The sequence below is a fragment of the Nocardioides sp. 616 genome, assembly GCF_002930065.1.
GTDB classification, from domain to species: Bacteria; Actinomycetota; Actinomycetes; order Propionibacteriales; family Nocardioidaceae; genus Nocardioides; species Nocardioides houyundeii.
This window is the reverse complement of sequence record NZ_POAG01000016.1, coordinates 14424-36002: the sequence shown is the minus strand read 5'-3', so window position 1 is coordinate 36002 and position 21579 is coordinate 14424. Positions and strand designations below refer to the sequence as shown.

24 protein-coding genes are annotated in these 21579 nt (G+C 71.8%); 9 read left to right on the top strand and 15 right to left on the bottom strand.

The window, feature by feature from the left end; genetic code table 11:
• Positions 1 to 174: 174 nt before the first annotated feature.
• The 3 genes from C5H89_RS18885 (at position 175) to C5H89_RS06480 (ending at position 2425) form a co-directional block, all read left to right on the top strand.
• Positions 175 to 492, top strand: a complete 318-nt coding sequence (locus C5H89_RS18885) for a hypothetical protein (protein WP_162799260.1) — start codon at positions 175 to 177, stop codon at positions 490 to 492.
• Between the two features lie 97 nt (positions 493 to 589).
• Positions 590 to 1027 carry a hypothetical protein gene (locus C5H89_RS06485; protein WP_104106238.1) on the top strand — a complete coding sequence of 146 codons (438 nt, stop codon included), beginning with the start codon at positions 590 to 592 and terminating at the stop codon, positions 1025 to 1027.
• A gap of 69 nt (positions 1028 to 1096) precedes the next feature.
• A complete protein-coding gene (locus tag C5H89_RS06480) occupies positions 1097 to 2425 on the top strand; it encodes a hypothetical protein (RefSeq protein WP_162799259.1) in 1329 nt (442 codons plus the stop codon).
• A gap of 4 nt (positions 2426 to 2429) precedes the next feature.
• Here C5H89_RS06480 and C5H89_RS06475 read toward each other — a convergent pair whose 3' ends face one another.
• Entirely contained in the window at positions 2430 to 2882 is a 453-nt protein-coding gene (locus C5H89_RS06475; RefSeq protein WP_104106236.1) for a PGPGW domain-containing protein, read from the bottom strand.
• 108 nt (positions 2883 to 2990) lie between these two features.
• On the bottom strand, positions 2991 to 4574 hold the full coding sequence (locus C5H89_RS06470) for an FAD-binding oxidoreductase (RefSeq protein ID WP_205304898.1): 1584 nt from the start codon (positions 4572 to 4574) through the stop codon (positions 2991 to 2993).
• Positions 4575 to 4640: 66 nt separating this feature from the next.
• Here C5H89_RS06470 and sppA point away from each other — a divergent pair, with 66 nt between their 5' ends.
• Positions 4641 to 6413, top strand: coding sequence for a signal peptide peptidase SppA (gene sppA, locus C5H89_RS06465; RefSeq protein WP_104106235.1), 1773 nt, complete (start codon positions 4641 to 4643; stop codon positions 6411 to 6413).
• Here the strand turns inward: sppA and C5H89_RS06460 are convergent.
• Complete coding sequence (locus C5H89_RS06460) at positions 6384 to 7115, bottom strand: hypothetical protein (protein WP_104106234.1); 732 nt, start codon at positions 7113 to 7115, stop codon at positions 6384 to 6386. The two genes, sppA and C5H89_RS06460, sit on opposite strands and share 30 nt — an antisense overlap.
• Before the next feature lie 53 nt (positions 7116 to 7168).
• On the opposite strand from C5H89_RS06460, the gene C5H89_RS06455 reads away from it, so the two are divergent.
• Positions 7169 to 7762, top strand: coding sequence for a TetR/AcrR family transcriptional regulator (locus tag C5H89_RS06455; protein ID WP_104106233.1), 594 nt, complete (start codon positions 7169 to 7171; stop codon positions 7760 to 7762).
• Here C5H89_RS06455 and C5H89_RS06450 read toward each other — a convergent pair.
• From C5H89_RS06450 to C5H89_RS06430, 6 genes are all read right to left on the bottom strand, one after another.
• Positions 7752 to 8948 carry a zinc-dependent alcohol dehydrogenase gene (locus tag C5H89_RS06450; protein ID WP_104106232.1) on the bottom strand — a complete coding sequence of 399 codons (1197 nt, stop codon included), beginning with the start codon at positions 8946 to 8948 and terminating at the stop codon, positions 7752 to 7754. The two genes, C5H89_RS06455 and C5H89_RS06450, sit on opposite strands and share 11 nt — an antisense overlap.
• Positions 8945 to 9895 carry an SRPBCC family protein gene (locus C5H89_RS06445; protein ID WP_104106231.1) on the bottom strand — a complete coding sequence of 317 codons (951 nt, stop codon included), beginning with the start codon at positions 9893 to 9895 and terminating at the stop codon, positions 8945 to 8947. The genes C5H89_RS06450 and C5H89_RS06445 overlap by 4 nt, the downstream gene beginning before the upstream one ends.
• A gap of 57 nt (positions 9896 to 9952) precedes the next feature.
• Positions 9953 to 10090 (bottom strand): hypothetical protein, encoded by a 138-nt coding sequence (locus C5H89_RS18880; protein WP_162799258.1) that lies wholly within the window; start codon positions 10088 to 10090, stop codon positions 9953 to 9955.
• A gap of 47 nt (positions 10091 to 10137) precedes the next feature.
• Entirely contained in the window at positions 10138 to 11214 is a 1077-nt protein-coding gene (locus C5H89_RS06440; RefSeq protein ID WP_104106230.1) for a winged helix DNA-binding domain-containing protein, read from the bottom strand.
• Positions 11215 to 11228: 14 nt separating this feature from the next.
• Positions 11229 to 11699 (bottom strand): hypothetical protein, encoded by a 471-nt coding sequence (locus tag C5H89_RS06435; RefSeq protein ID WP_104106229.1) that lies wholly within the window; start codon positions 11697 to 11699, stop codon positions 11229 to 11231.
• Positions 11700 to 11777: 78 nt separating this feature from the next.
• Positions 11778 to 12440 (bottom strand): DUF4396 domain-containing protein, encoded by a 663-nt coding sequence (locus tag C5H89_RS06430; protein ID WP_240181739.1) that lies wholly within the window; start codon positions 12438 to 12440, stop codon positions 11778 to 11780.
• Positions 12441 to 12597: 157 nt separating this feature from the next.
• Here C5H89_RS06430 and C5H89_RS06425 point away from each other — a divergent pair, with 157 nt between their 5' ends.
• A complete protein-coding gene (locus C5H89_RS06425; protein ID WP_205304897.1) occupies positions 12598 to 13140 on the top strand; it encodes a flavin reductase family protein in 543 nt (180 codons plus the stop codon).
• A 100-nt stretch (positions 13141 to 13240) separates the two neighbouring features.
• Here the strand turns inward: C5H89_RS06425 and C5H89_RS06420 are convergent, their stop codons facing one another.
• From C5H89_RS06420 to C5H89_RS06405, 4 genes are all read right to left on the bottom strand, one after another.
• Entirely contained in the window at positions 13241 to 14764 is a 1524-nt protein-coding gene (locus tag C5H89_RS06420; protein WP_104106227.1) for a S8 family serine peptidase, read from the bottom strand.
• Positions 14765 to 14867: 103 nt separating this feature from the next.
• Positions 14868 to 15575, bottom strand: coding sequence for a lysoplasmalogenase (locus C5H89_RS06415; RefSeq protein ID WP_162799257.1), 708 nt, complete (start codon positions 15573 to 15575; stop codon positions 14868 to 14870).
• A gap of 5 nt (positions 15576 to 15580) precedes the next feature.
• The gene (locus C5H89_RS06410; RefSeq protein ID WP_104106225.1) at positions 15581 to 16813 is read right to left on the bottom strand and encodes an MFS transporter; all 1233 of its coding nucleotides are present in this window, start codon (positions 16811 to 16813) and stop codon (positions 15581 to 15583) included.
• A gap of 41 nt (positions 16814 to 16854) precedes the next feature.
• Complete coding sequence (locus tag C5H89_RS06405; protein ID WP_104106224.1) at positions 16855 to 18105, bottom strand: HDOD domain-containing protein; 1251 nt, start codon at positions 18103 to 18105, stop codon at positions 16855 to 16857.
• Positions 18106 to 18256: 151 nt separating this feature from the next.
• On the opposite strand from C5H89_RS06405, the gene C5H89_RS06400 reads away from it, so the two are divergent.
• Positions 18257 to 19162 carry a GNAT family N-acetyltransferase gene (locus C5H89_RS06400; RefSeq protein ID WP_104106223.1) on the top strand — a complete coding sequence of 302 codons (906 nt, stop codon included), beginning with the start codon at positions 18257 to 18259 and terminating at the stop codon, positions 19160 to 19162.
• A gap of 11 nt (positions 19163 to 19173) precedes the next feature.
• Here the strand turns inward: C5H89_RS06400 and C5H89_RS06395 are convergent, their stop codons facing one another.
• Entirely contained in the window at positions 19174 to 19650 is a 477-nt protein-coding gene (locus C5H89_RS06395) for a GNAT family N-acetyltransferase (RefSeq protein WP_104106222.1), read from the bottom strand.
• A 112-nt stretch (positions 19651 to 19762) separates the two neighbouring features.
• Positions 19763 to 20449 carry an SDR family NAD(P)-dependent oxidoreductase gene (locus C5H89_RS06390; RefSeq protein WP_104106221.1) on the bottom strand — a complete coding sequence of 229 codons (687 nt, stop codon included), beginning with the start codon at positions 20447 to 20449 and terminating at the stop codon, positions 19763 to 19765.
• A gap of 141 nt (positions 20450 to 20590) precedes the next feature.
• Between C5H89_RS06390 and C5H89_RS06385 the strand changes: the two genes are divergently transcribed.
• Both C5H89_RS06385 and C5H89_RS06380 read left to right on the top strand, forming a co-directional pair.
• Positions 20591 to 21448, top strand: coding sequence for a helix-turn-helix transcriptional regulator (locus C5H89_RS06385; RefSeq protein WP_104106220.1), 858 nt, complete (start codon positions 20591 to 20593; stop codon positions 21446 to 21448).
• Entirely contained in the window at positions 21445 to 21546 is a 102-nt protein-coding gene (locus C5H89_RS06380) for an NAD(P)-binding domain-containing protein (protein WP_205304896.1), read from the top strand. The genes C5H89_RS06385 and C5H89_RS06380 overlap by 4 nt, the downstream gene beginning before the upstream one ends.
• Positions 21547 to 21579 lie beyond the last annotated feature (33 nt).

Below are 21579 nucleotides of genomic sequence, written 5' to 3'. Positions count from 1 at the left end.
CGTCACGAATGACCACGGGTCGCTGACGACGACCGACACCTCCCGCATGCCCCCGACGATATCGCCCGCTCAGCGGCAGATCCGTGCGTCCGACACGCGGGGATAAGAGGCGTGCTCGAACGCTCACGTTCCGGAAGTCCGAATGGTTCGATCAGGCGTGCGACGATCTCTCTCATGGGTGATGGTGGCGCGGACTTGTCACTGCTCTCCGACCTCTGGACCGATGTTCGGGAGTCTGATGAGGCCGCTCATCTCGAGGCCGAGCTCGCTCGAGAGCTCGCTGAGGGTCATGTCCTCAAGGGACGAGCGATCACAGCACTCGCTGCCCGCAAGCTGCGCAAGGAAGTCATCTTCGCGATTCCCGACGAGAACCGCTGGGCGTGGGTCCACCTCACCTGGAATGCAGAGCGTGATGCACGATGGCCATCGACTGAGGTATGCGGCACCTGGGCTGAACTGCTCGACGTCCTGCGGGACGCTGAGCGCGGCTGAACCTGCGGCAGAGGTGTGGCACCCGGTGCGCGCGCAGAGGGAACTCCGTGTGCCGGCGTCTTAGCGGTCGGCGGACGGTGTGCCAAAATCTCCAGTCATGACCTCTTGGCGCGACACTGCATCGGCTTCAGCCCAGAACGACCTGGACGGTCTCCTCAACCTCGTGCTGCCTCGGGCCCAGGAGCTGCTCGGCAAGAACGGGCAGTTCTACCCCTTCGGCGCCTCGGTCTCGACCGACGGGGAGGCGTCGCTCACCGCGTCCGACGCGGGGTTGGGAGAACACCCGCAGCCGGAGCGGGTCCTGGCCGGCGTGTACGACAGCGCACGTGCGACCGCAGGCGAGAACCGGGCAGTGGCGTTCGTCTCCGACGTCCTCATCGAGGGGTCCGACGCAGTCCAGGTCGAGCTCGAGCACCGGGACGGCATCGCGCTCGTCGTGCTGGTGCCGTACAAGCCCGCAACCCTCAAGAGGGTCCCGACCTTCAGTGACATGACTGTCGCCCCGGGAGAGCCCCGGGTCTGGACCGCCAGCTAGGCATCACCGGGCAATATGTAGTCTGCGTCCGCCCGAATGCCGGGCGACGTTCGCACTGGTGGGGGAGCCATGCGCCGAGCTGTTGCTGTCGCCGTCCTGTCGATGACTCTCGCGCTGGTCACGGCGCTGCTGGTCCCGGCCGCCGTCGGTCCGGGCGGCTCCCGGGCCGACGCCGCCGCCGCGCCCCTCCCACCGGCCAAACGAGTGGTCCGGGCGTACGGCGAGGGGCCGGTGAGGCTCGCCCCACGTCAGTTCGGCGCGGTGACCTTTCCGGCCCGTCGCGGCGACGAGCTCACCCTGCGCGTGAAGCCCGCCGACGGCGGCGGGTGTGACGGCAGCCTGGTGCTGCAGGACCGGCGCGGGACCCGGACGAAGGGATTGGACCGGGTCTTCCGGGTGCGGGCGACCGGCAAGGCGACGATCTGGTTCAAGGGACGCTGTCGTGCCTGGGGCGAGCCGAGCGCCGCGGTCGCGCAGCTGGTGAAGGTGCGCAGCCGGGAGGTCGAGATGGACGGCCGGTCGGTGCGGGTCGGCCCCTCCAACAAACGGTTCGTGAACGTCGCGTGGGTCAGGGTCCCGCGTAACGGCCGCGTGAAGCTCACCGGCCGCAACGCCCAGGGAGGGCGCGTCAGCAGCCACACCGTGCTCGAGGGGGACTGGCTCCACCGGGTCTACAAAGCCGAGGGCGCATCTGCCGAGCACGGACAGCCCCCGATGTACGAGCTGGAGCCGGACGAAGGCGACCGCGCGCTGCGCCGGGGCCAGCGCCTCGGACTCACCTTCGCCAGGGGCGCGCAGGTGGAGGCCCGGAGCGCGCAGCAGCACACCGTCGTGCTCGACGGACCTCCCCTGACCCTGGCATCCTCCGGGGGCCACGAGCACGTCATCTCCATCCAGATCCCTGCGGGAACCCGCACCTACCTCGACTGGGGAACGGGGGTGGAGCGGGCCTGGGCCCGGCAGTACTGGCTGGAGCCCAAAGGCAACCTCACGACCAAGGACGGTGTCTACCGTCTGGTCGTCGCGTCGGACGACAACTCCCGAGTCCCCCGCGAGCGGACCCTGCGCATCCGGTCGATCCTGCCGGCCCCCGACCTGGTGGTCGGCGGAGCACCCGTCCGCTTCGAGTCCGCCGAAGCGGGCCAGTGGCTCCTCGCCGACGTGCCCGCCGCGCGCACCGGGACGGTCCAGTTCGAGGCCAGCGACGTCGCCGTCACCGGTGGCGGATGGGCCGCGGACCTGTTCGTGCCGTGCTACCGCGACTGCTTCGGTGGGGCGAGCATCCGCTCCGGGGAGCCGGTCATGCCCGGGTCGCTGCCCTACGCCGAGCCCAACAGGGTCCTGTTCAAGTTCGACCCCGGCGCGAGCGGCGGCGTCACCCTGCGCCTGGTGCGTTGAGTCCTCACCGACTGCCGGGTTCCTGCGGCGACGGCTCACGGAAGTTCCGGTAGCTGTAGACGATCAAGGCGAAGGCGATGAGGCCGGAGGCGATCAGGGTCCCGCCGGTCCCCCAGCCGCCCCGCAACCACCACTTGTCGTCCACGGGCCACCACGAGGGTGCCTCGACGCCGATCCCCCAGAAGAGGCCGATGCCGATCAGCACCAGGACACCGATCATCGACAGCAGGATCCGGGGCCAGCTCTTGACGCTGTCGGCCGCCGTACCCAAGGCAGCCTTCTTGACCGGCGCGAGACGCCGGTCCGCCCATTCGTACTGGGTGGCCAGGATGGCCATCCCCGCGAACAGGGCGAGCAGGCCTGGTCCGGGCAGCACCAGAGCCGCGAGACCGAGGATGACCAGGACCCAGCCGGCGCCTTGGAGCAGGACGCTCTTTCCGGTGCTCTTGACGCTCACAGCAGGTCCTTTGTCGAGTGCGTCAGGCGCCGCAGGGTCTCTGGTAGTGGGCGCCCGTAGGCCAGAGCCTAGGGCGGGTCGTCAACACCCGTCCTGCGACGCGGCAGCTCACAGCCCCAGCACGCCCGGGTTCAGCACCCCCGCCGGGTCCAGCGCCCGCTTGGCCGCCGTGAGCCCGAGCGCGAAGGGCTCCGGCCGCTGGACGGCGTACCAGGGAGCGTGGTCCCGGCCCACGGCGTGATGGTGGGTGATCGTCCCGCCGTGCGCCGCGATCGCCTCGGAGACGCCGGCCTTGATCTCGTCCCACATCGAGACCAGGGAGCCCCAGCGGCCGGGGGCGTAGATCCCGTAGTACGGCGCCGGCCCGTCCGGGTAGACGTGGGTGAAGCGGCAGGTCACCACGCCCTCGCCGCCGATCCGGGCCATCACGTCGTACGCCGCGGAGGTGATCGCCGCGTGCAGCTCGGCGAACCGGTCCCAGGTGCACGCGGTCTCGAAGGTCTCCGCGATCAGGCTGCGCCGGGTCACCGCGTCGCGCTGGTAGGGCATCCGCAGGAACGACGAGCGCCAAGCGCTGCCCGCGTCCGCAGGCGCGGCAGCCTCGCCCGTCGAGCGGTCGCTGCGCGGACCCGGCCGACCGCCGTGGTCCCGGACGATCTCGACCGCCCGGTCAAGCCAGGCGTCGACGGGGTGGTCGGCGGACTCGAACGCCAGCACCAGCAGCCCGCCGGTGGTCGAGGTGCCGGCGTTGACCAGCGCCTCCATCGGGTCCAGCAGCCGGCAGTTCGACGGGTGCAGCCCGCTCTGGGCCACCGCCCGGGTGGCCGCCACCGCGGCGTCGAACGTGTCGAAGTCGACCGTGACCCCGCTCTGCCACCGCGGCCGGTCCTGCAGCCGCATCCAGGCCTCGGTGATCACCCCGAGGGTGCCCTCGGAGCCGAGGAACATCCGGTCCGGCGACGGCCCGGCGCCCGAGCCGGGCAGCCGCCGCGACTCGCTCACCCCGACCGGGGTCACCACGCGCATGCTCTCGGTCAGGTCGTCGATGTGGGTCAGCAGCGTCGCGTAGTGCCCGCCGGCCCGGGTGGCCAGCCAGCCGCCGAGGGTGGAGAACTCGAACGACTGCGGGAAGTGCCGCAACGTCAGGCCGTGCGGGCGCAGCTGGTCCTCCAGCTGCGGCCCGAGCACCCCGGCCTGGATGCGGGCGGCGCGGCTGGTGCGGTCGATCTCCAGCACCCGGTCCAGGGCGCGCAGGTCCAGGCTCACCGCCGGCCCCTCGAACCGCGGCTCCACCCCGCCCACCACCGACGTACCCCCGCCGAAGGGCACCACCGCGACCTGCGCGGACGTCGCCCAGTCCAGCACTGCGACCACGTCGGCCTCGGTCTCCGGGCGCAGCACCAGGTCCGGGGCATGGGTGACCTCGCCCGCCAGGTTGCGTACGACGTCGCGGTAGGCCCGGCCGTGGGCGTGACTGGCGCGGTCCTCGATGCTGCTGCTGGCCAGGTGCGCCAGGCTGCCCGGCGCCGAGACCCGCGGCTGCGGCAGGCCCAGGTCCTCAGGCGAGGGCGGGTCGTGCGGGGTGAAGTCGTGGTCCGGCATGAACGCCGCCACCCGGGCCACCAGCTCCTCGGCCTCCGCGCCGGTCACGGCGTCCTCGACGTTGCCCCATCCCCACCACGATCTGGTCACCGGGCCGACCCTAGGCGCAATCTGCGGCGCTGTCCGGGGGTTGGCCGGTCCCCCTAGGCTCACGGGATGAAGCTGCCGTCACCGCTGTCGTCCGTCCTGGCCCCCGTGCTGCGCCGGGTGCCGCTCGCCTCGCACAGCACCGAGCAGGTGCTGCTGGAGCTCGACCTGGGCCGCGGGGTGGCCGAGAACCCGCCCGGCAGCCCGATCGAAGCGCTGCGGTCCCTGCACACCCCGCTGCTGCGCAGCATCGTGGACCACCTGCGCAAGGCCGAGCGCGACAAGGACGTGGTGGGCCTGATCGCCGCCATCGGCGACGCCCCGCTGACCCTGGCCCAGTCCGCGGAGCTGCGCGCCGCGGTCGCCTCGTTCCGGGCCGCCGGCAAGGCGACCCTGGCGTGGAGCCCGTCGTTCGGCGAGCTCGGCCCCGGGAACACCGGCTACCACCTGGCGACCGCGTTCGAGGAGGTGTGGCTGCAGCCGAGCGGGGCCGTGGGGCTCGTCGGTTTCGCCGGGGAAGCGGTGTTCCTGCGCGAAGCCCTGGACAAGATCGGCGTCCAGCCGCAGCTCGGGCAGAGGCATGAGTACAAGACCGCCGCGGACCTCTTTATGCGCTCGAACATGAGCGAGCCGCACCGGGAGATGATCACCCGGCTGCTGGAGTCCAGCACCGAGACGCTGGTGAGCGACGTCGCCGCCGACCGCGGCCTGGAGGTCGCCGCCGTCCGGGCGGTGCTGGCCGACGCCCCGGTGCACGCCGCCGACGCGGTGACCCGCGGCCTGGTGGACACCCTGGGCTACCGCGACCAGGCGTACGCCGCGATGCGCACCCGCGTCGGTGCCGACCCCACCCTGCGGTACGTCGAGCGGCACGGCGCCAGCAAGCTCGAGTCGGTGCTCGGCCCGATGACCCGGATGCCGGGCCACAAGTCGGTGATCGGGCTGATCCAGGCCTCGGGGGCGATCCACCTGGGCCGCGGCGACGGCGGCTCGCCGCTGTCGGGCAGCTCGGTCGGCTCGGACGCCCTGTGCGCCGCGCTGCGCGCCGCCGGCCGCGACGAGCACGTCAAGGCGGTGGTGCTGCGCATCGACTCCCCCGGCGGCTCCTACGTCGCCTCGGACGCGATCCGCCGCGAGATCCAGGTGCTGCGCGAGGGCGGCACCCCCGTGGTCGCCTCGATGGCCTCGGTCGCCGCCTCCGGCGGCTACTTCATCGCGATGCCGTGCGACACCATCCTGGCCAGCCCCGGCACCGTCACCGGCTCCATCGGGGTGCTGGCCGGCAAGAACGTGCTGCGCGAAGGGCTGCAGCGCATCGGCGTCAACCGCGAGACCGTCGCCGTGGCACCCCGGGCGGCGATGTTCTCCAGCAACCAGCCGTTCTCCGACGACGAGCTCGCGGTGCTGGAGTCGTGGCTCGACGAGGTGTACGCCGACTTCACCGCCAAGGCGGCCGCCGACCGCAAGATGGGGGTCGAGGAGCTGCGTGCGGTGGCCAAGGGCCGGGTCTGGTCCGGTGCGGACGCCGCCGAGCGCGGACTCGTCGACACCCTGGGCGGCCTGGAAGAGGCCATCGCCGCGGCCTGCCGCCTGGGCCGGGTGGACCGCGACAAGGCCGAGGTGCGGACCATCCCGCGGCACCGTCCTCTCCAGGGCCTGATGCCCCGAGAGAGCTCCGAGGCGGTGGAGGCGCGGATCGCGTCCCCGACGCTGCTCGGCGTGGCCGAGGGTCCGGCGCTGTGGCGGCGGGTGCTGCCGGAGCTCACCGGCCTGTTCGGCACGCCGTACGCCGGGGTGCTGAGCCTGCCGCCGCTACGGCTCCCGGGTCTCCTCCCGCTCTGACTCCTCTGAAGCCTCTGACGCGGCACGCTTGCGGGCGTCCTGGTCGCGGCGGCGCTTGATCTCCGCACGCGCCAGGACGACCGCCAGCAGCACCGGCCAGACGTACTTGATGCTGTCCAGCACCGTCTCCACCCAGGCGGGCAGGCTCCAGTCCGGCCACGGGATCGACGGCAGGTCGGGCAGCGGAATCGACGGCCACGGGATCGACGGCAGGTCCGGCAGGTCCCAGTCGGGCCGGTTCACGTCCGGCCAGGGGATCGCCGGCAGCGCGAAGCGGCCCAGCAGCCAGATCAGCAGCAGCGGCACCACCACCCCGGCGACCGCGGCGGCGGTGCGGCGTACGGCGTACTGCTGGGGGTGCTCGCGGATCCAGGCCTCGCGGGCTGCGGCCTTGGAGCCGGCCTCGGGGTCGAGGTCCAGCCCGCCCAGGCCGGTCTGCGCGGCAGCCACCGCTCCCAGCGTGGACTCGGGACCCCACCAGGTGACCCGGCGGGCGGGCCCGGTGAAGGTGGGCAGTCGCAGCCCGATCGCGCCGTGGTCGCCGCCGTCGAGCGTCACCTTCTCGTCCGAGCTCTTCTTGGACGCCACCTCGTCACCGTCGAGGGTCCAGGTGATCCTCCGGCTGAGCCCGGACTCGACGATCTCCACGACGTGCCGCACCCCCTGGTGGGTCAGCAACCAGCGTTCCGGGTCCTTGGCCATGCGATTATCCTAGAGTGACCACTCCAATATTGCCATCCCGTTAGGTTCAGCGCATGGCACGCACGGTCGACCCCGCCCGGCACGAGGCCCGGCGACTCGCCATCATCGACGCGGCGCTCACCTGCTTCGCCCGCGACGGGTACGACCGCGCCACCACCGCCGCGATCTGCCGGGAGGCCGGCATCGGCTCGGGCACCTTCTTCCACTACTTCCCGACCAAGCTCGAGGTCCTGCTCGCGATGCTGGAGCTCGGCACCCGGGAGGAGTCGGAGTGGTTCGCCGCGCAGGCCGGCCGCGACGACGCCCGGGCCGTGCTGGAGGACTACGTGGCCCACACCGCCGAGGAGATGGCCGACGTCCGGGTGGCGGGGCTGGTCCGCGCCGTCGGGGCGGTGATGACCCAGCCGGAGGTGGCCGCCGCCCTGGAGCACGACACCGCGGCGATCCGCGCAGGGCTGCTGCCCTGGGTGCGCGCCGCCATGACCGCTGGCCAGGTGCGCACCGACCTGCCGCCCGAGCGGCTGGTCCTCTGGCTCCAGGCGCTGCTCGACGGCTACCTCGGGGTCGTGGTCACCGAGCCCGGCTTCGACGCCGCCGCCGAGAGCGCCACGCTGCTGGACGCCGTACGCCGGCTGCTCAGGCCGTGAGCACCACCTTGGTGCAGCCGTCCTCCTTGTGCTTGAACAGGTCGTAGCCCTTGGCTGCGTCCGCCAGCGGCAGGTGGTGGCTGATGATGAACGTCGGGTCGATCTCGCGCTTGCGGATCTTGTCCAGCAGCGGCCGCATGTAGCGGTGCACGTGGGCCTGGCCGGTGCGCACGGTGATCGAGCGGTTCATCAGCGAGCCGATCGGGAACTTGTCCACCAGCCCGCCGTAGACGCCGACGATGGAGACGGTGCCGCCGTTGGCCACCGAGAGGATCGCCTCACGCAGGGCTTGCGGGCGCTCGGTGGAGAGCTTGGCGACCTGCTTGGCCTTGTCGTAGGCGTGGATCGCGGTGACGTCGGTGTGCGCCTCCATGCCGACCGCGTCGATCACCCGGTCCGGGCCGCGCCCGGCGGTGAGCTCGCGCAGCTCCTTGAGCACCGAGGTGCCCTCGTAGTTGAGCGGGTGGGCGCCGGTGTGCTTGGCGGCCAGCTCCAGCCGCTCCGGCACCCGGTCGATCACGATCACCTTGGCCGCGCCCAGCTGGGTCGCGGCGAGGCAGGCGAACTGGCCCACCGGGCCGGCACCCCACACCGCGACCACGTCGCCGCGCTGGATGTCGCACATGTCCGCGGCCATCCAGCCGGTCGGCAGCACGTCGGTGAGGAAGAGGACCTGGTCGTCGCTGAGCTCTTCGGGCACCTTGAGCGGGCCGACGTCGGCGAACGGGACCCGGACGTACTCGGCCTGTCCGCCGGGGTAGCCGCCGAGCATGTGGGAGTAGCCGAAGATGCCGGACGGCGAGTGGCCCATGACCTTCTCGGCCTCGCCCGCGTTGGGGTTGGAGTTCTCGCACAGCGAGGTGAGGCCGCGCTGGCACGCCCGGCAGGCGCCGCACGCGATGGGGAACGGCACGACGACCCGGTCCCCGACCCGGAGGCCGTCCGGGTTGGCGCTGCTGCCGGAGCCGGCGTCCTTGCCCAGCTCGACGACCTCGCCCATGAACTCGTGGCCGAAGATGTCGCCGGGCATGAAGGTCGGGATGTAGCCGTCGTACAGGTGCAGGTCGGAGCCGCAGATCGCGGTCGAGGTCACCTTGATGATGGCGTCGCGGTGGTTGAGCAGCTTCGGGTCCGGCACGTCCTTGACCGCGACCTTGGTCGGGCCCTCCCACACCACGGCCTTCATCGGCTGCTCCCGTCGTTGCTGGTCGGTGCGGACGCGGCTTGGGCCGGTCCCTGCAGGAACTGGCGCTTGGCCTCGGTGCCGTGCGGCAGGATCTCGCTGCGCACGATGTCGCCGGTCTCCATCACCTGCTTGAAGCGCCGCAGGTCGTCGCGGACCTGCTGATCCGGCTCCTCGCCGAAGAGCCGGGCCACCGCACGGCCGGCCAGGCCGCCGGGCACGTCGTAGTGCAGGACCACGCGTACCTCGGTGCCGCGGTCCCCCGGGGCCGGCGCGAAGTGCACGGTGCCGGCGTTGTCCACGTCGGCACCCTTGAGCGAGCGCCAGGCCAGCCGGCGACCCGGGTCCTCGCTGGTGATCTCCGCGTCCCAGGAGACCTTCTTGCCCAGCGGGCCACGGGCCACCCAGTGGCTGGTGTCGTCACCCTTGGGCGTGACCTCCTCCAGGTGCAGCATGAAAGACGGCAGGTTGCCCAGGTCGCGCCAGAAGGCGTAGACGTCCTCGGGCGACCGGTTGACCGTGGTCGAGGCCTCCAGCGTCAGCGGGCCCGGCTTGCCGCGGCCGTGCTGGGCGCGGGCGGTGCGCACCGCGGCGTACACGTCGGCCAGCGCGATCCCGGCGACCGCCGCCGTGGCCACGTTGACCCGGGTACGGCGTTCGCCCGAGCGCCCCTCCATCGCGGCGGCCAGCACCGCCAGGTCCATCGCGTCGCCCATCACCCGGGTCCACACCGAGCGCTGGGGCCCGACGAGGCAGAGCGCGGCGTGGATCAGCTCACGCGCCCCGACCACCCGGATCAGGGCCGGCGCGGAGGCGCTGTCGTCGACGCCGGCGAAGCGGGCGACGCTGTCGGGCCGGAGCAGCATAGGGACACCGAGGCCGAGGCTGGCCACGCCGAGGCCGCGCACCAGGCGGCCGGTGCCGCGTTCAGGGTTCTGGGTCGACTTCATGCCACGCGTCGTACCCCGGTCGCGGTCGACCATGCCACCGAGGTACGACGTGCGCGGTCAGTGCTTGCGTGCCCGCTTGGCCTTCACCTGCTCGACGGCGTTCTTGATCTTGGCCTGGTTGTGGGGCTTGCGCGCCTCGTCGTAGACCTTCTTGGCCATGCCCGCGAAAGCGGCTGTCTTCAGGATCTTCTTCATGCCCTCCTGTGCCCCGCGCGCGGTCGCGGCATGCGCGGCGAGCCGGTCTAACGCAGCAGCAGCTCGGCCTCGAGGCCGAGGAACTCGCCGTACCTCTCGGCGGCGTCCCCCAGCGCCACCACCTCGGCCGGGGTCAGCCTGCGGTAGCCGGTGACCTCGAACCGGACCCGGGCGCCGAGCGTGCGCTTCATCGACCCCACCAGCTGGGCGTCGACGAGCGCCATCCCGGTGCTCGCCTCCCGGCCGCGCGGTGCCAGGCCCTCGGCGTCCAGCAGCATCCGGCTGTCCTGGTAGCCGCGGTAGGTCTCGTCCAGGATCTGCAGCAGGTGCCCGGCCGGTTCCGGGGCCCCGGTCGGCGGCTCTGCCTCCGGGGCGTGCCAGAAGGTGCGGCCCTCGTGCTCGAACGACGCGAGCCCGTCGCTGGCCGCGGCCAGCCCCCGGCGTACGTCGGTGGGGGTCAGCGTGGCCCAGTAGGCCAGGTCACCAGCGGTGGCCGGGCCGTGGCCGGTGAAGTAGCGCCGGGCGATCTCCGCCAGCGCCTCGTCCCGGTCGAGCCGGACCGGGTCGGGGACCCGGTGCGCGAAGAGCGCGTAGGTGTGGACGCCGGCGGCGGGCCGGCCGCTGCAGACCAGCCGGTCCGCCTCGGCGAGGGCCAGCAGGAACATCATGGCGTGCCCGGTCGCCGGCAGGCCGCGGCCGACGAGGGCGTCGAGCAGCTGGTCCCGGGTCTGGTCGGGACGGGCGGCCAGGGACTCCAGCACGGCGGCGACGCTCCGGTCCACGGTGTCGCTGGTCCAGCCGGGCAGCTCGGTGAGCTGGCGCAGGTAGAGCGGGCGGATCCTGGGCCCCGTCAGCTCCAGCAGCCAGCCGATGTCGGTAGCGGCCACGAAGTGCCAGGTGGGGCGCAGCACGTGGGTGCGGAGCACCTGGCCGCCGTCCAGCAGCGCGGCCAGGTCGGCCGGATCCCGGCGCACGGTGCGGGCGGCCACCGCCCACTCGGCCTGGCTGCGGTTCTCGGCCTGGACGCCCAGCAGGTCGCTGACCACCTGGGCCGCCGAGGCGGCGTGCGGCGCCGACAGGTGCTGGGTCGCCAGCCGCCACCGCACGATGTCTCGGGGAGTCATCGGCTCCGCACGTCTCAGCCGGTGAAGGGGGTGGCCTTGCGGATCGCCTTCTTCGAGCTCTTCACACCCGACTTGGTGGCCCCGGCGATGCCCTGGGTGAGCAGCGTCAGGCCGCCGCCCACGAGCCAGGCGTCCTTGGCCAGCGCGATGCCCTCCTGGCTGGGACGGATGCCGTCCTCCAGGGTCATCGAGGGCGTGCGGAAGTACAGGCCCATCAGGCTGGCACCGAATCCGGTCAGCGCGGCGCCGGCGACGGTGGCCGGCACCTTGGGGATGAGCAGGGCGGCGCCGACGGCGATCTCGCTGTAGGCGAGGAGCTTGGTGAACTTCGTGGGCTCCATGTCCTTGAACACCGCCGGGTAGGTGGACGCGGCGGCGCCGTGCAGGTACTGCGCGGTGCCCTCGTCGGCGCGGAGCTTCCCGACGCCGGAGTTGAGGATGTAGGCACCGGTGGCGACACGGAGCGGAACGTGGGTCAGATGCATGGTGACTCCTGGGGCTAGGGGGAACGAAGGGGTGTTCTTGACCCTAGTGGACGCCGGGTTGCCGCGATCATGGCTCGATCACGCCTCGACCCGCTGTGTGACCGCCGGCGAGACCGCGTGCGGACGGCGATCAACGTCATCGCTGTCGAGCTCGACGGCGACCGAGACGACTAGTCCGCCGAGCAGGAACGCGACGACCGCGGCAACCAGCGTCGTGCTGGAGAGGTTAGGGATGAACCGGCGGGCGCCCTGCGCCTCGCCCGGGTCGCCGTGGTGGAGCTCGTGGGTCAGGGCGTGGCCCTTGCCGCGCCGCAGCAGCCAGCGGTTGACGGGGAAGGCCGCAGCGAACGCGGCGGCGAGCGCGAGCATCATCGAGATCCAGAAGACCCAGTTCGCCAGCCCGGCCTCCATCGCGCCTGGGATGACGGCCATGACGAGGTTGTCGACGACCTCCATGGTGGCGATCGAGAGGGTGTCGGCGGCGAACACCACAGAGAGGGCGGCGCCGACGCCGAGGCCGGTCTTCACCAGCGGCAGCGTGGACAGGGTGTAGCCGAAGAGGAACGCCAGGGCGGTGGCGAGCGCTGCGCTCCAGCCGATGCTGAGCCCGACCGCGGTTCCGATCATCAGGCCCAGGATCTCACCGATCGCGCAGCCGGTGAGGCAGTGCAGCGTCGCGGACAGAGCCATGGACCCGAGTCCGTCGACGTCGTGGTGGGTCTGCGAGTGCTGGTGCGTCATACGGATTCCAACATACCCCCCTAGGGTATCTATTCCGTCCTGGCCCGGGACTTCCGATCACCTGGGAAGACCACACCGCGTTAAGGTGAACCCCCTTCCTCCGAGCGTCCCGAGGTCCCTGCCATGCCCGTTTCCCCGCTCGACGAGAGGCCTGCCGGTGCCTGAGGAAGACGCGTTCTCCGCACTCATGTCGTCGCTGGACACCCCGCTGATCGTGGTCACCACCGGCAACGAGACCGACGGCGTGCTGGAGCGCGGCGGCTGCCTGGTCGGCTTCCACACCCAGTCCAGCATCGGGCCCGAGCGCTACTGCGTGTGGCTGTCCAAGGCCAACCACACCGCCCGCGTCGCCCAGCGCTCCTCGCACCTGGCGGTGCACTTCCTGACCGCCGACGACCTGGCGCTGGCGGAGCGGTTCGGCACGCTGACCGGCGACCGGGACGACAAGTTCGAGGGCCTCCGCACCGAGACCGGCCCGGACGGGGTGCCGATCCTGCTGGACTGCCCGAACCGCCTCGTCGTACGCCGTACCAGCCTGCTGGACGAGGGCGGGGACCACCTGTGCCTGTCGGCGGAGACCGTCTCGGTGAGCAGCGGCGGGCCGTTCACCCCGCTCCGGCTCTCCGACGCGGAACACCTGACGCCCGGCCACGAGGCCGAGGAGCGGCACGCCCCGCCCACCGAGCGCGCGGCGGGCTGAGCCCCGGACTGACCCCCGACTCACCTCGGGACGCAGACCGGCGCCGACCCGTGGTGACGGATCGGCGCCGGCCGGATTGTTGCTGGGTTGCGGCAGGGACTCAGCTCACGGCGTCGAGGGCGTCGACCATGCCCTCACCGAAGTAGCTGTTGTTGGCGTCCGTGCCGACGCAGGGTGCGCCCGCGGTGGTGAGGTTGCACGGCTTGTCGTCGGCCTGCGCGCGCAGCCGCTCGATCATCTTGGCCGGCGACCAGCCCGGGTGCGCGGACTTCATCAGCGCCAGCACACCGGCGACGTGCGGGGAGGCCATCGAGGTGCCGTTCTTCAGGCCGTAGCCGTTGTCGCGGACGATCGTCGACAGGATGCTCGAGCCGGGGGCGGCGACGTCGATGACGCCGAGACCGCGGTTGGAGAAGCCCGACAGGCGGCTCTCCATGGTGCCCGCGGGGAACCGCTGGGCCGAGGAGACCGCGACCACGCCGTCGAGCTCGGCGGGGATGTCCTGGCACTCGTTGTTGATCGTGCGGGCGATGCCGCCGGAGTCGTTCGGGCTGACCGTGTCGGTGGTCTTGTTCGCCAGGTCGTACGACGCGTTGCCGGCCGCCGCGGCGTGCACGACGCCCTGGTCGGTGGACCAGTCGACCGCGCGGCGGACCGACTCCTTGACGGCTGCCTGGTCGGGCTGGTCGCCGCACCAGAACTGGAACGGGTCGATGTAGTAGCTGTTGTTCGTCACGTCCATGTGGCGCATGCCGGCCCACACGAAGCCGCACACGGCGTACTCGGGGTAGATGAAGCCGTCGTCGCTGACCACCTTGACCGAGGCCATCCGCACGTTGGGTGCGACACCGACGATGCCGACGCCGTTGCGGGCCGCGGCGATGGTGCCCGCGACGTGGGTTCCGTGGTCGCTGGTGGTCGGGTGCCAGCCGGTGGCCGAGGTGTCCGGGCGCCCGGCGTCGGAGCAGTTGACGGACTCGTCGACGTCGATGTTGGCGACCAGGTCCGGGTGGTCGGGGTCGATGCCGCTGTCCAGCACGCCGACGAGCACGTTGCGGTTGCCCTCGGTGATCTTGTGCGCCTGGTCGGCCTTGATCATCTGCAGGTCCCACTGCTCGCCCTCGCGCGGGTCGGCGGCGGTGGCGACGGTCACCTCGGAGCCGATGTCGCCGTTGGCGGGCTTCTTGGCGCCCTTCTTGTAGCCGGACGCGCCGGGACCCCAGGTGGCGCCGAGGCCGGCGGGAGTGCCCTCGGTGACGGGCACGGTGCGGGTGGCACCGATGGAGAAGAGCTTGTTGCCGGCAGCCTTGGCCACGGCGGTGCGGAAGGTGGAGACGTCGGAGTGCGCGACCACGACGCCGATCTGCGGCCAGCTCTGGACGACGACGCCGCCGGCCTGCTCGACCGCGCGCTCGAGCTGCTTGGTGTGGCCCGGGTTGGCCTGGCGGGCGTTCAGCAGGTAGCTGGAGACCACACCGTCGGGCGTGGTGAACGGGACCGGCGTGGAGACGGGGCCCGCGGTGGGAGCTGCGACAGCCCCGCTGACGGAGACCAGCGCGGCGGCGACGACCCCGGAGGTGGCGGCGGCGAGGGGTGCCCACCGCTTCATGGACCTGTGGACCATTGTGATTCCTTCCCGAAAAGAACGACGCCCGGCGTGGGCGTGGGCCACATCTTCTCCCGAGAATCCGCCCCTGAACAGAGGCACGTCCTGCGGTGGGACGGGTTCAGCTGGCGCTCGCGACTCCGCGGGCGATCAGGCCCTGACCCACCGTGTACGTCGACATGACGACCGACTCCACGATCGGGTGCGGCTTGGTCAGGAGGAACTTCTGCGCGGCCAGCACGCTGTCGGAGAGCAGGAACAGGGCGGTGCCGGTCTGCAGGGTGCGGCGCGCGCTGGGCGGCAGCGCGGGATCGAGCATCCGGGAGCTGGCGAACATCGCGCAGAGCACCGTCGTGTACGCGGCCACCGGGACCCGGAGCGAGGGGTCCTGGCGCCCGGCCGCGATGCCCATCACCGGAGCGGCGGTCAGCCACAGGCCCAACGCGACCTTGAGACCCGTGGTGTCGTAGTCCTCGCGCTCGCCGCGCACGGAAGCGAAGGCGGCAATGTAGGCCAGGTGCGCGCCGAAGAACGAGCCGACACCGGTGAGGAAGGACTTCTCACTGCTGCCGAGCAGCGCCACGTCGCCGCCCCAGGACAGCGCCTGCGCCGCCGCCGTCCCGGTGTGCAGCAGGCTGGTGTCGGAGGAGCCCCGGCGCTCGCGCGTGCCGTCGAGGAAGGCGGCCGCCAGTGCGGGCATCAACGCCGGCTTGAGGACGTACCTGAGCCGGCGGGCCGGCGGGCTGCTGCTCTGCCTGCCGGCGGCCACGGTGTCGGCGACCGCGAGGGCGGCGTAGACGGCGGCGGGCAGCTTCTTGGGGAAGGACATGCCGCTCATCTTGAGGCCTCCCGGACGGACGGCGCAGCCCTTTGCAGTCGGCGTACGGCGGGGAGGGTGGCGGCGACCAGAGATCCGCCGGCCATCACCGCCGCGCACACCCAGAGCCAGGTGGTCAGCCCGGTGGCGGCGCTGACCGGTCCGACGAGCGCCAAGCCGAGCGGCCGGGCCAGGAAGGACCCCATGAGGTCGAAGGAGTAGACCCGCGCCAGCTTGTCCGGCGCGATGTTCTGCTGGATCGAGAGGTCCCAGTTGACCGAGAAGATCTCCAGGCCGAAGCCGTGCAGGAACGCACCCAGCAGCAGCACGACCAGGCTGTCCCCGAGGGCGATCGCGGCGGGGAAGCACGCGGTCAGCGCCAGCAGGAGCGTGCCGACGAACAACCCCCGCCGCGGGCGGAACCTCAGGGAGACCAGACCGCCGGCCATGAAGCCGGTCATCAGCGCGGCCAGTGCCCACCCCCACGCCGCCTCGTCCCAGGCGTCGCGGACCGCGATCGGTCCCAGCACGCCCTGCACCCCGCCGTAGAACAGGTGGTAGAGCGTGGCCTGGAGGATGAGCATCCACAGCCACGTGTGCCGCAGCACCTCGCGGGCACCCTCGGCGAGGTCGGTGAGCATCGAGCTCGGCACTCCCGTGTCGACCCCCAGCGAGGCAGGGACGTCGAGCCGGTGGAAGCAGTACGCCGCGACCGCGAAGGTGACCGCGTCCAACGCGATCGCCCACCCGGCACCGGCGAACGCGACGATGATCCCGGCCCCGGCGAAGCCGATGACCATGGCGACGTTCTGCAGCAGCCGACGCAGCGCCACCGCGGACGGCAGGACCTCCTCCGGCACCGTCTGCCGGGTCAGGGCAGCCGACGACGGGCCGCTCAGGGCGGAGAGCGAGCCGTTGAGCATGCCGACCAGGCCGATGAGCAGCACGCTGGACCAGCCGCCGATCAGGCTCGCCGCGATGAACGCCTGGGTCAGCGAGGCCCCCAGGGCGGAGCCCTGCAGCATCAAGGCCCGCGGCACCCGATCGCCCAGCACGCCGCCGAACAGCGTGGTCAGCACGTTGGTCAGGGCGTACGCCGCCTCGACCAGGCCGAGCTGGGTGGCGGAGCCACCGAGATCCAGGACGGCGAAGGCCAGCGCCACCGGCGTGATCGCGTTGCCCAGCGCGCTCGTCGTCGTCCCCGCGACCAGGCGGCGGAAGTTGGGATGGCTCAGCGCCGGCGACTGCACCGGGGGAGGTTACTCCGGTGACTGAGCCGTGCGGGGAGCCTCTAGCTCTGGGCCGCGGTGTCCATCGCGTCGGCGTAGCTGGTGGCCCACCCGAAGGCCATGGCGGCGATCAGGGTGACCTCGTCGTGGTCGTCGCCGCGCGGGCCGGCGGTGCCGAGCGACTGCTCGTGCGCCTCGACCCTGCTGATCAGCTGACCCACGGCACCGTGCCGGCCGAACGCCGCATCCGTCAGCTCCTCGCCCACCTTGATCTGCTCCTCGATCTCGGCGACCGGCACCCCCAGCAGGATGTGCAGGGCGGACAGGAGACCGGCGGTGAACGCGAAGGGACCGTCGACGCCGCGGCTGCGCGCGAGCAGCTCGCACATCCGGGCGCGCACCAGCGTGGTGATCAGCGCGTCGGTCTCCCGCTGGCCGTGACGGCTCAGGATCACCAGCGCCGCCCACTGCCGGAGCCGAGCGGTGCCCATGACGACCAGCGCCTCGCGCAGGCTGCGCACCTGCCGCCGCAGCCCGCCTCCGGCACCCGCCGAGGTCATGTTGAGCAGCTGCACGATGAGCGCCGGGTCGCCCCGCAGGACGTCCTCGATGCGGTCGAAGTCGAGGTCCTGGCTGAGCAGCTCCATGCCGAGCTGCAGCTGCGACAGCGGCAGCGGGGCGGTGGCGTCGTCGCTGCTCGCCTCGGGCACCTGGACGGCGCGTCCCAGGAACAGCTCGAACCCGGACGCCTGCGCCCAGGCGAGCGCGGCCTCGGTGTCGCACCCGGAGGCCATCAGCCTGACGGGCAGGTCCCGGTAGCCGGCGACGACGCCGAGGACGTCCTCGGGGGCGACGGTGGCGAAGTCGACCTTGACCAGGTGGACCAGGGCCAGCAGCTCCTCGAACTCCTCGGTCCGCTCACCGTGCTCCAGCATCAGGGTGAAGCCGGCCTGCTGGTGCGCCCGGACGGCGGCCAGGAGCTCGGCGTCGACGCCGGTGGAGGGCAGCTGGAGGACGGTCCTGCGCGGCGGCAGGCTCAGCCGGGGCTCACTGACGAGGACCGCGCGGTCCACGGTGCAGAAGAGCAGCTTGTCCCCGACCACGGCGGAGAGGTCGAGGTCGAGCGAGCCCAGCAGGCTGGAGACGGTCACCACCGGCTCCGTGGCCGCGTCGCCCGCAACTTGGACGTCGGGGTCCTGCATGGCGCGGGTGACCAGCTCGAAGCCCACGATCATCCGCGTGGTGTCCACGACGGGGACACGGGCCACGACCACCGGGGCAGCCACAGGCGCCTCGGACCTCAAGTCAGTCATCAGTGATCAGTGTTCCTCTCAAGCGTTACCCGTCCCGCCGGCCGATCGTATGTCGGTGTGGCCCGCGCGCGCAGGCGAATGAACGGTGGCACTGGGGCGCGACGCGAAGACCTCCGGCTCGGAGCGGGCACGGCTGAGGTTGGATCGAGCCATGAGCATCGAGATGACCACGCCACGCGTTCAGGACCTTGATGACGTTGCCGCGGTCCTCAGCGGTTGGCAGCACGACGCAGGTCCACTGCATCTGCACCCCGGCGACCTGGGCTGGCACTCCTCGCGAGGTGCTGCCCAGACGACCGCCTCGCTGCGGGCCTGGTCACGCGACGGCAGGACTCTCGCACTCGGGCTGCTGGATGGCCCCGACGGACTGCTGCGCATGGCCCTCCACCCCGACCTACGGGACGACGAAGAGCTCTGCCGACAGCTCGTCGCCGACGTCGACGACCCGTCGCGTGGAGTCCTGGGTGCCGGTGAGGCCATCGTCGAGGCTCGTGGCGCTGAGCGGTTCTCGCAGCTGCTGTCCGAGGAAGGGTGGCAGCCCGATGAGCCTTGGACTCCGTTGCATCGCGACCTCTCCAGCGGAGTGGACGACGAGCGCGTGCGAGGGGCCGGGGTGCGCATCGAGGTCATCGATCCGGACCGTGTCGACTCGTGGGTGGCCGTCCACTGGTCGGCGTTCAAGGGAACGCCGTTCGGCGAGGAGGAACGGCGCGAGGTCCGCCAGCGGTGGCTGACCATGGCGGACGGGCCGTTCTACCACCGGGCACGGAGCCTGGCCGCGTTCGACCGTGACGGCAACGCTGTCGCCGTCACCACGGTGTGGTCGGCCGGTCCGGGGCGCCCCGGGCTCGTGGAGCCGATGGGAGTGCATCGAGACCACCGGGGTCACGGCTACGGCGTGGCCATCTCGGTGGCCGCGGCGTCTGCCCTGCGGGAGATGGGCTCGTCCAGCGCCGTCGTGTGCGCGGAGAGCTCCAACGCGGCGGCTGTGTCCACCTACGTCGCAGCCGGTTTCACCGCACGCGAGCAGGTGGCCGACCTGCAGCGGGGCGCCTGAGAGCGACGCGCCTACAGGTGCTTCGTCATGAAGACGCTGTTCGGGTCCTCCCGGTAGGACCCGAACGGCGGACAGCTCTGAAAGCCGGCCGACGCGTACAGGGCTCTGGCGGGCGCGAAGAAGTCGTGACTCCCCGTCTCCAGTGACAGCTGTCTGACGTCCCGCTGGCGGGCATCGCGCACCAGGTGCTGCAGCAGCTGGCGGGCGACTCCACGCCCGCGGCAGCGCGGCTCGGTGCGCATGCTCTTCACTTCCTCGTGCCCCGCCCGCATCGCAGCCAGCGCACCCGTCCCGATGATCGTGGTGCCCTCCAGAGCAACCCAGAGGCGGACGCCCGGCGCCTGGAGGAGGTCGATCGCGAGGGCATGCCGGCTCTCGGCGGGAGCGGTCGGGGCGAGGTCGTCCAAGTGCGCCTGCAGGAAGGTCGCGAGCGCGGGATCGCCGAAGTCGGCGCGCTGAATCCTCGCCGCAGGACGCAGGTCGCTCATATCCCGATCCAAGCAGAGCCCGTGGGTTCGGCGGGTGCATGACCTCCCGGAAGAACTGCGCGATGTCGTCGAAGGTGACGTTCAGCCGTCCCCGTCAGCAGGCGTGCACCGGCTACCAGGCAAGCTCGCCCGACTCGTCCTGCAAGGTGCCGGTGGGTCCGCCGGGGCCGACCGTCGCCAGACGTACGACGACCCGCGCGCTCTCCTGGACCGGACGGCCGCCGCCCATCGCGGCGGTCATGTCGGTGTCGGTGAAGCCAGGTTCGAGCGCATTGAACCTGATCCCGGGCTGGGCCTTGGAGTACTGCAGGGTGAGCATCGTCGCGGCCGCCTTGGAGGCGGCGTACAGCGCGGCGGGAATCCCGAACTCGGGCCGCTCCGGGTTGGTTACCGCCCAGAACGAGCCCATGCTGCTGGAGATCGTGACCACGGCCGCCTGCTCGGACCTCCGCAGCAGCGGCAGGGCAGCCTCGGTGACCCGCACGATGCCGACGGCGTTGGTGTCGAACATCTGCAGCGCGGTCGGACCGTCCACGGTCCCGTCGCCGAGGATGCCGGCGTTGTTCACCAGCACGTCGAGGCGGCCCTCGACGTCCTCGATCCTCGCCAGTGCGGCGGCCACCGAGGCGTCGTCGGTCACGTCCAGCTGGACGAAGCTGGCGCCGAGCTCGGCGGCGGCCTTGGCGCCGCGCTCGGCGTCGCGAGCCCCGACGTACACGGTGTGGCCCAGCTCGATCAGCTGGCGCGCGGTCTCGAAGCCGATGCCCTTGTTGGCGCCGGTGATGAGGGTGACTGTCATGGGATTCCTTCGCTGTCTTCGGGCCCCGGGTGGACCCGGTATCGACGCTAGGCGCGGGACGGCGTCCGGGGCAGAGCCCTCGTGGTCCAGGGGGGTGACAGGGCCCCCGCTGATCGAGACGACGCGTTCTACGGTGAGGCCATGACCAAAGAGCCCAACACCCTGGGCGACTACCTCAAGGCCCGACGGGGACTCGTGACGCCGGAGCAGGCAGGCATCCCCGACCTCGGGACGCGGCGGGTCCCGGGCCTGCGCCGCGAGGAGGTCGCCATGCTGGCCGGCCTCAGCGCCGACTACTACCTGCGTCTGGAGCGCGGCCGCGACCGCAACCCCTCGGTGCAGGTGCTGGAGTCCATCGCCCGAGTGCTGCGCCTCGACGACGACCACGTCGCCTACCTCATGACCCTGGTCGGTGACCGGAAGCGGCGCAGCCCGCGGCGGGCACGCACCGAGACGGTGCCGCCGGGCGTCGCCAAGCTCGTGGCGGGCCTGCCGCACCCCGCCTTCATCGAGGGCCGCTACTTCGACGTCCTGGTGTCCAACGCCTTGGCAGTGGCTCTCTCCCCGCGTCTGGCTGTCGGTCGCAACCAGCTCAAGGACATGTTCCTGGACCCCGAGGAGCAGGCCTTCCACCCCAACTGGCAGGGCTCCACCGAGTGCCTGATCGGCAACCTGCGCCAGTCCGTGGGCACCGACATCGACGACCCGCGGTTCATCGAGCTCACCGGCGAGCTGTCGCTGGCCAGTCCTCGTTTCCGCGACCTGTGGGCGCGCCACGACGTAAAGGGCCAGTGGGGAGCACCCATGCAGTTCGACCACCCGCAGGTCGGCGAGATGACGCTCAACCGGGAGCGGCTCGCCGTCGGCGGGACGGACCTCCACCTGATCGTCTACCACCCCGACGTGGGCAGCGAGGCCGCCGACAAGCTGGCGCTGCTGGCCTCCGCCGCCCTGCCCACGGTGGACTCGCAGCCTCAACGAGAGCGTTCCGAGTCATGACCACCATCGGCATCATCGGTGCCGGCGAGGTCGGCAGCCAGCTGGCCCGGGTTGCGATCGGGGCAGGGTACGACGTCGTCATCGTCGCGGCCCCTTGAAGGTCGCCAAGACGTTCACCCACATCCAGGCGC

Excerpts from the sequence above, each read along its gene's own strand:
- C5H89_RS18885 (WP_162799260.1), top strand. The coding sequence starts at position 175 with ATGGGTGATGGTGGCGCGGACTTGTCACTGCTCTCCGACCTCTGGACC.
- C5H89_RS06485 (WP_104106238.1), top strand. The coding sequence starts at position 590 with ATGACCTCTTGGCGCGACACTGCATCGGCTTCAGCCCAGAACGACCTG.
- C5H89_RS06480 (WP_162799259.1), top strand. The coding sequence starts at position 1,097 with ATGCGCCGAGCTGTTGCTGTCGCCGTCCTGTCGATGACTCTCGCGCTG.
- sppA (WP_104106235.1), top strand. The coding sequence starts at position 4,641 with ATGAAGCTGCCGTCACCGCTGTCGTCCGTCCTGGCCCCCGTGCTGCGC.
- C5H89_RS06460 (WP_104106234.1), bottom strand. The coding sequence starts at position 7,115 with ATGGCCAAGGACCCGGAACGCTGGTTGCTGACCCACCAGGGGGTGCGG.
- C5H89_RS06455 (WP_104106233.1), top strand. The coding sequence starts at position 7,169 with ATGGCACGCACGGTCGACCCCGCCCGGCACGAGGCCCGGCGACTCGCC.
- C5H89_RS06450 (WP_104106232.1), bottom strand. The coding sequence starts at position 8,948 with ATGAAGGCCGTGGTGTGGGAGGGCCCGACCAAGGTCGCGGTCAAGGAC.
- C5H89_RS06445 (WP_104106231.1), bottom strand. The coding sequence starts at position 9,895 with ATGAAGTCGACCCAGAACCCTGAACGCGGCACCGGCCGCCTGGTGCGC.
- C5H89_RS18880 (WP_162799258.1), bottom strand. The coding sequence starts at position 10,090 with ATGAAGAAGATCCTGAAGACAGCCGCTTTCGCGGGCATGGCCAAGAAG.
- C5H89_RS06440 (WP_104106230.1), bottom strand. The coding sequence starts at position 11,214 with ATGACTCCCCGAGACATCGTGCGGTGGCGGCTGGCGACCCAGCACCTG.
- C5H89_RS06435 (WP_104106229.1), bottom strand. The coding sequence starts at position 11,699 with ATGCATCTGACCCACGTTCCGCTCCGTGTCGCCACCGGTGCCTACATC.
- C5H89_RS06430 (WP_240181739.1), bottom strand. The coding sequence starts at position 12,440 with ATGACGCACCAGCACTCGCAGACCCACCACGACGTCGACGGACTCGGG.
- C5H89_RS06420 (WP_104106227.1), bottom strand. The coding sequence starts at position 14,764 with ATGGTCCACAGGTCCATGAAGCGGTGGGCACCCCTCGCCGCCGCCACC.
- C5H89_RS06415 (WP_162799257.1), bottom strand. The coding sequence starts at position 15,575 with ATGTCCTTCCCCAAGAAGCTGCCCGCCGCCGTCTACGCCGCCCTCGCG.
- C5H89_RS06405 (WP_104106224.1), bottom strand. The coding sequence starts at position 18,105 with ATGACTGACTTGAGGTCCGAGGCGCCTGTGGCTGCCCCGGTGGTCGTG.
- C5H89_RS06400 (WP_104106223.1), top strand. The coding sequence starts at position 18,257 with ATGAGCATCGAGATGACCACGCCACGCGTTCAGGACCTTGATGACGTT.
- C5H89_RS06395 (WP_104106222.1), bottom strand. The coding sequence starts at position 19,650 with ATGAGCGACCTGCGTCCTGCGGCGAGGATTCAGCGCGCCGACTTCGGC.
- C5H89_RS06390 (WP_104106221.1), bottom strand. The coding sequence starts at position 20,449 with ATGACAGTCACCCTCATCACCGGCGCCAACAAGGGCATCGGCTTCGAG.
- C5H89_RS06385 (WP_104106220.1), top strand. The coding sequence starts at position 20,591 with ATGACCAAAGAGCCCAACACCCTGGGCGACTACCTCAAGGCCCGACGG.
- C5H89_RS06380 (WP_205304896.1), top strand. The coding sequence starts at position 21,445 with ATGACCACCATCGGCATCATCGGTGCCGGCGAGGTCGGCAGCCAGCTG.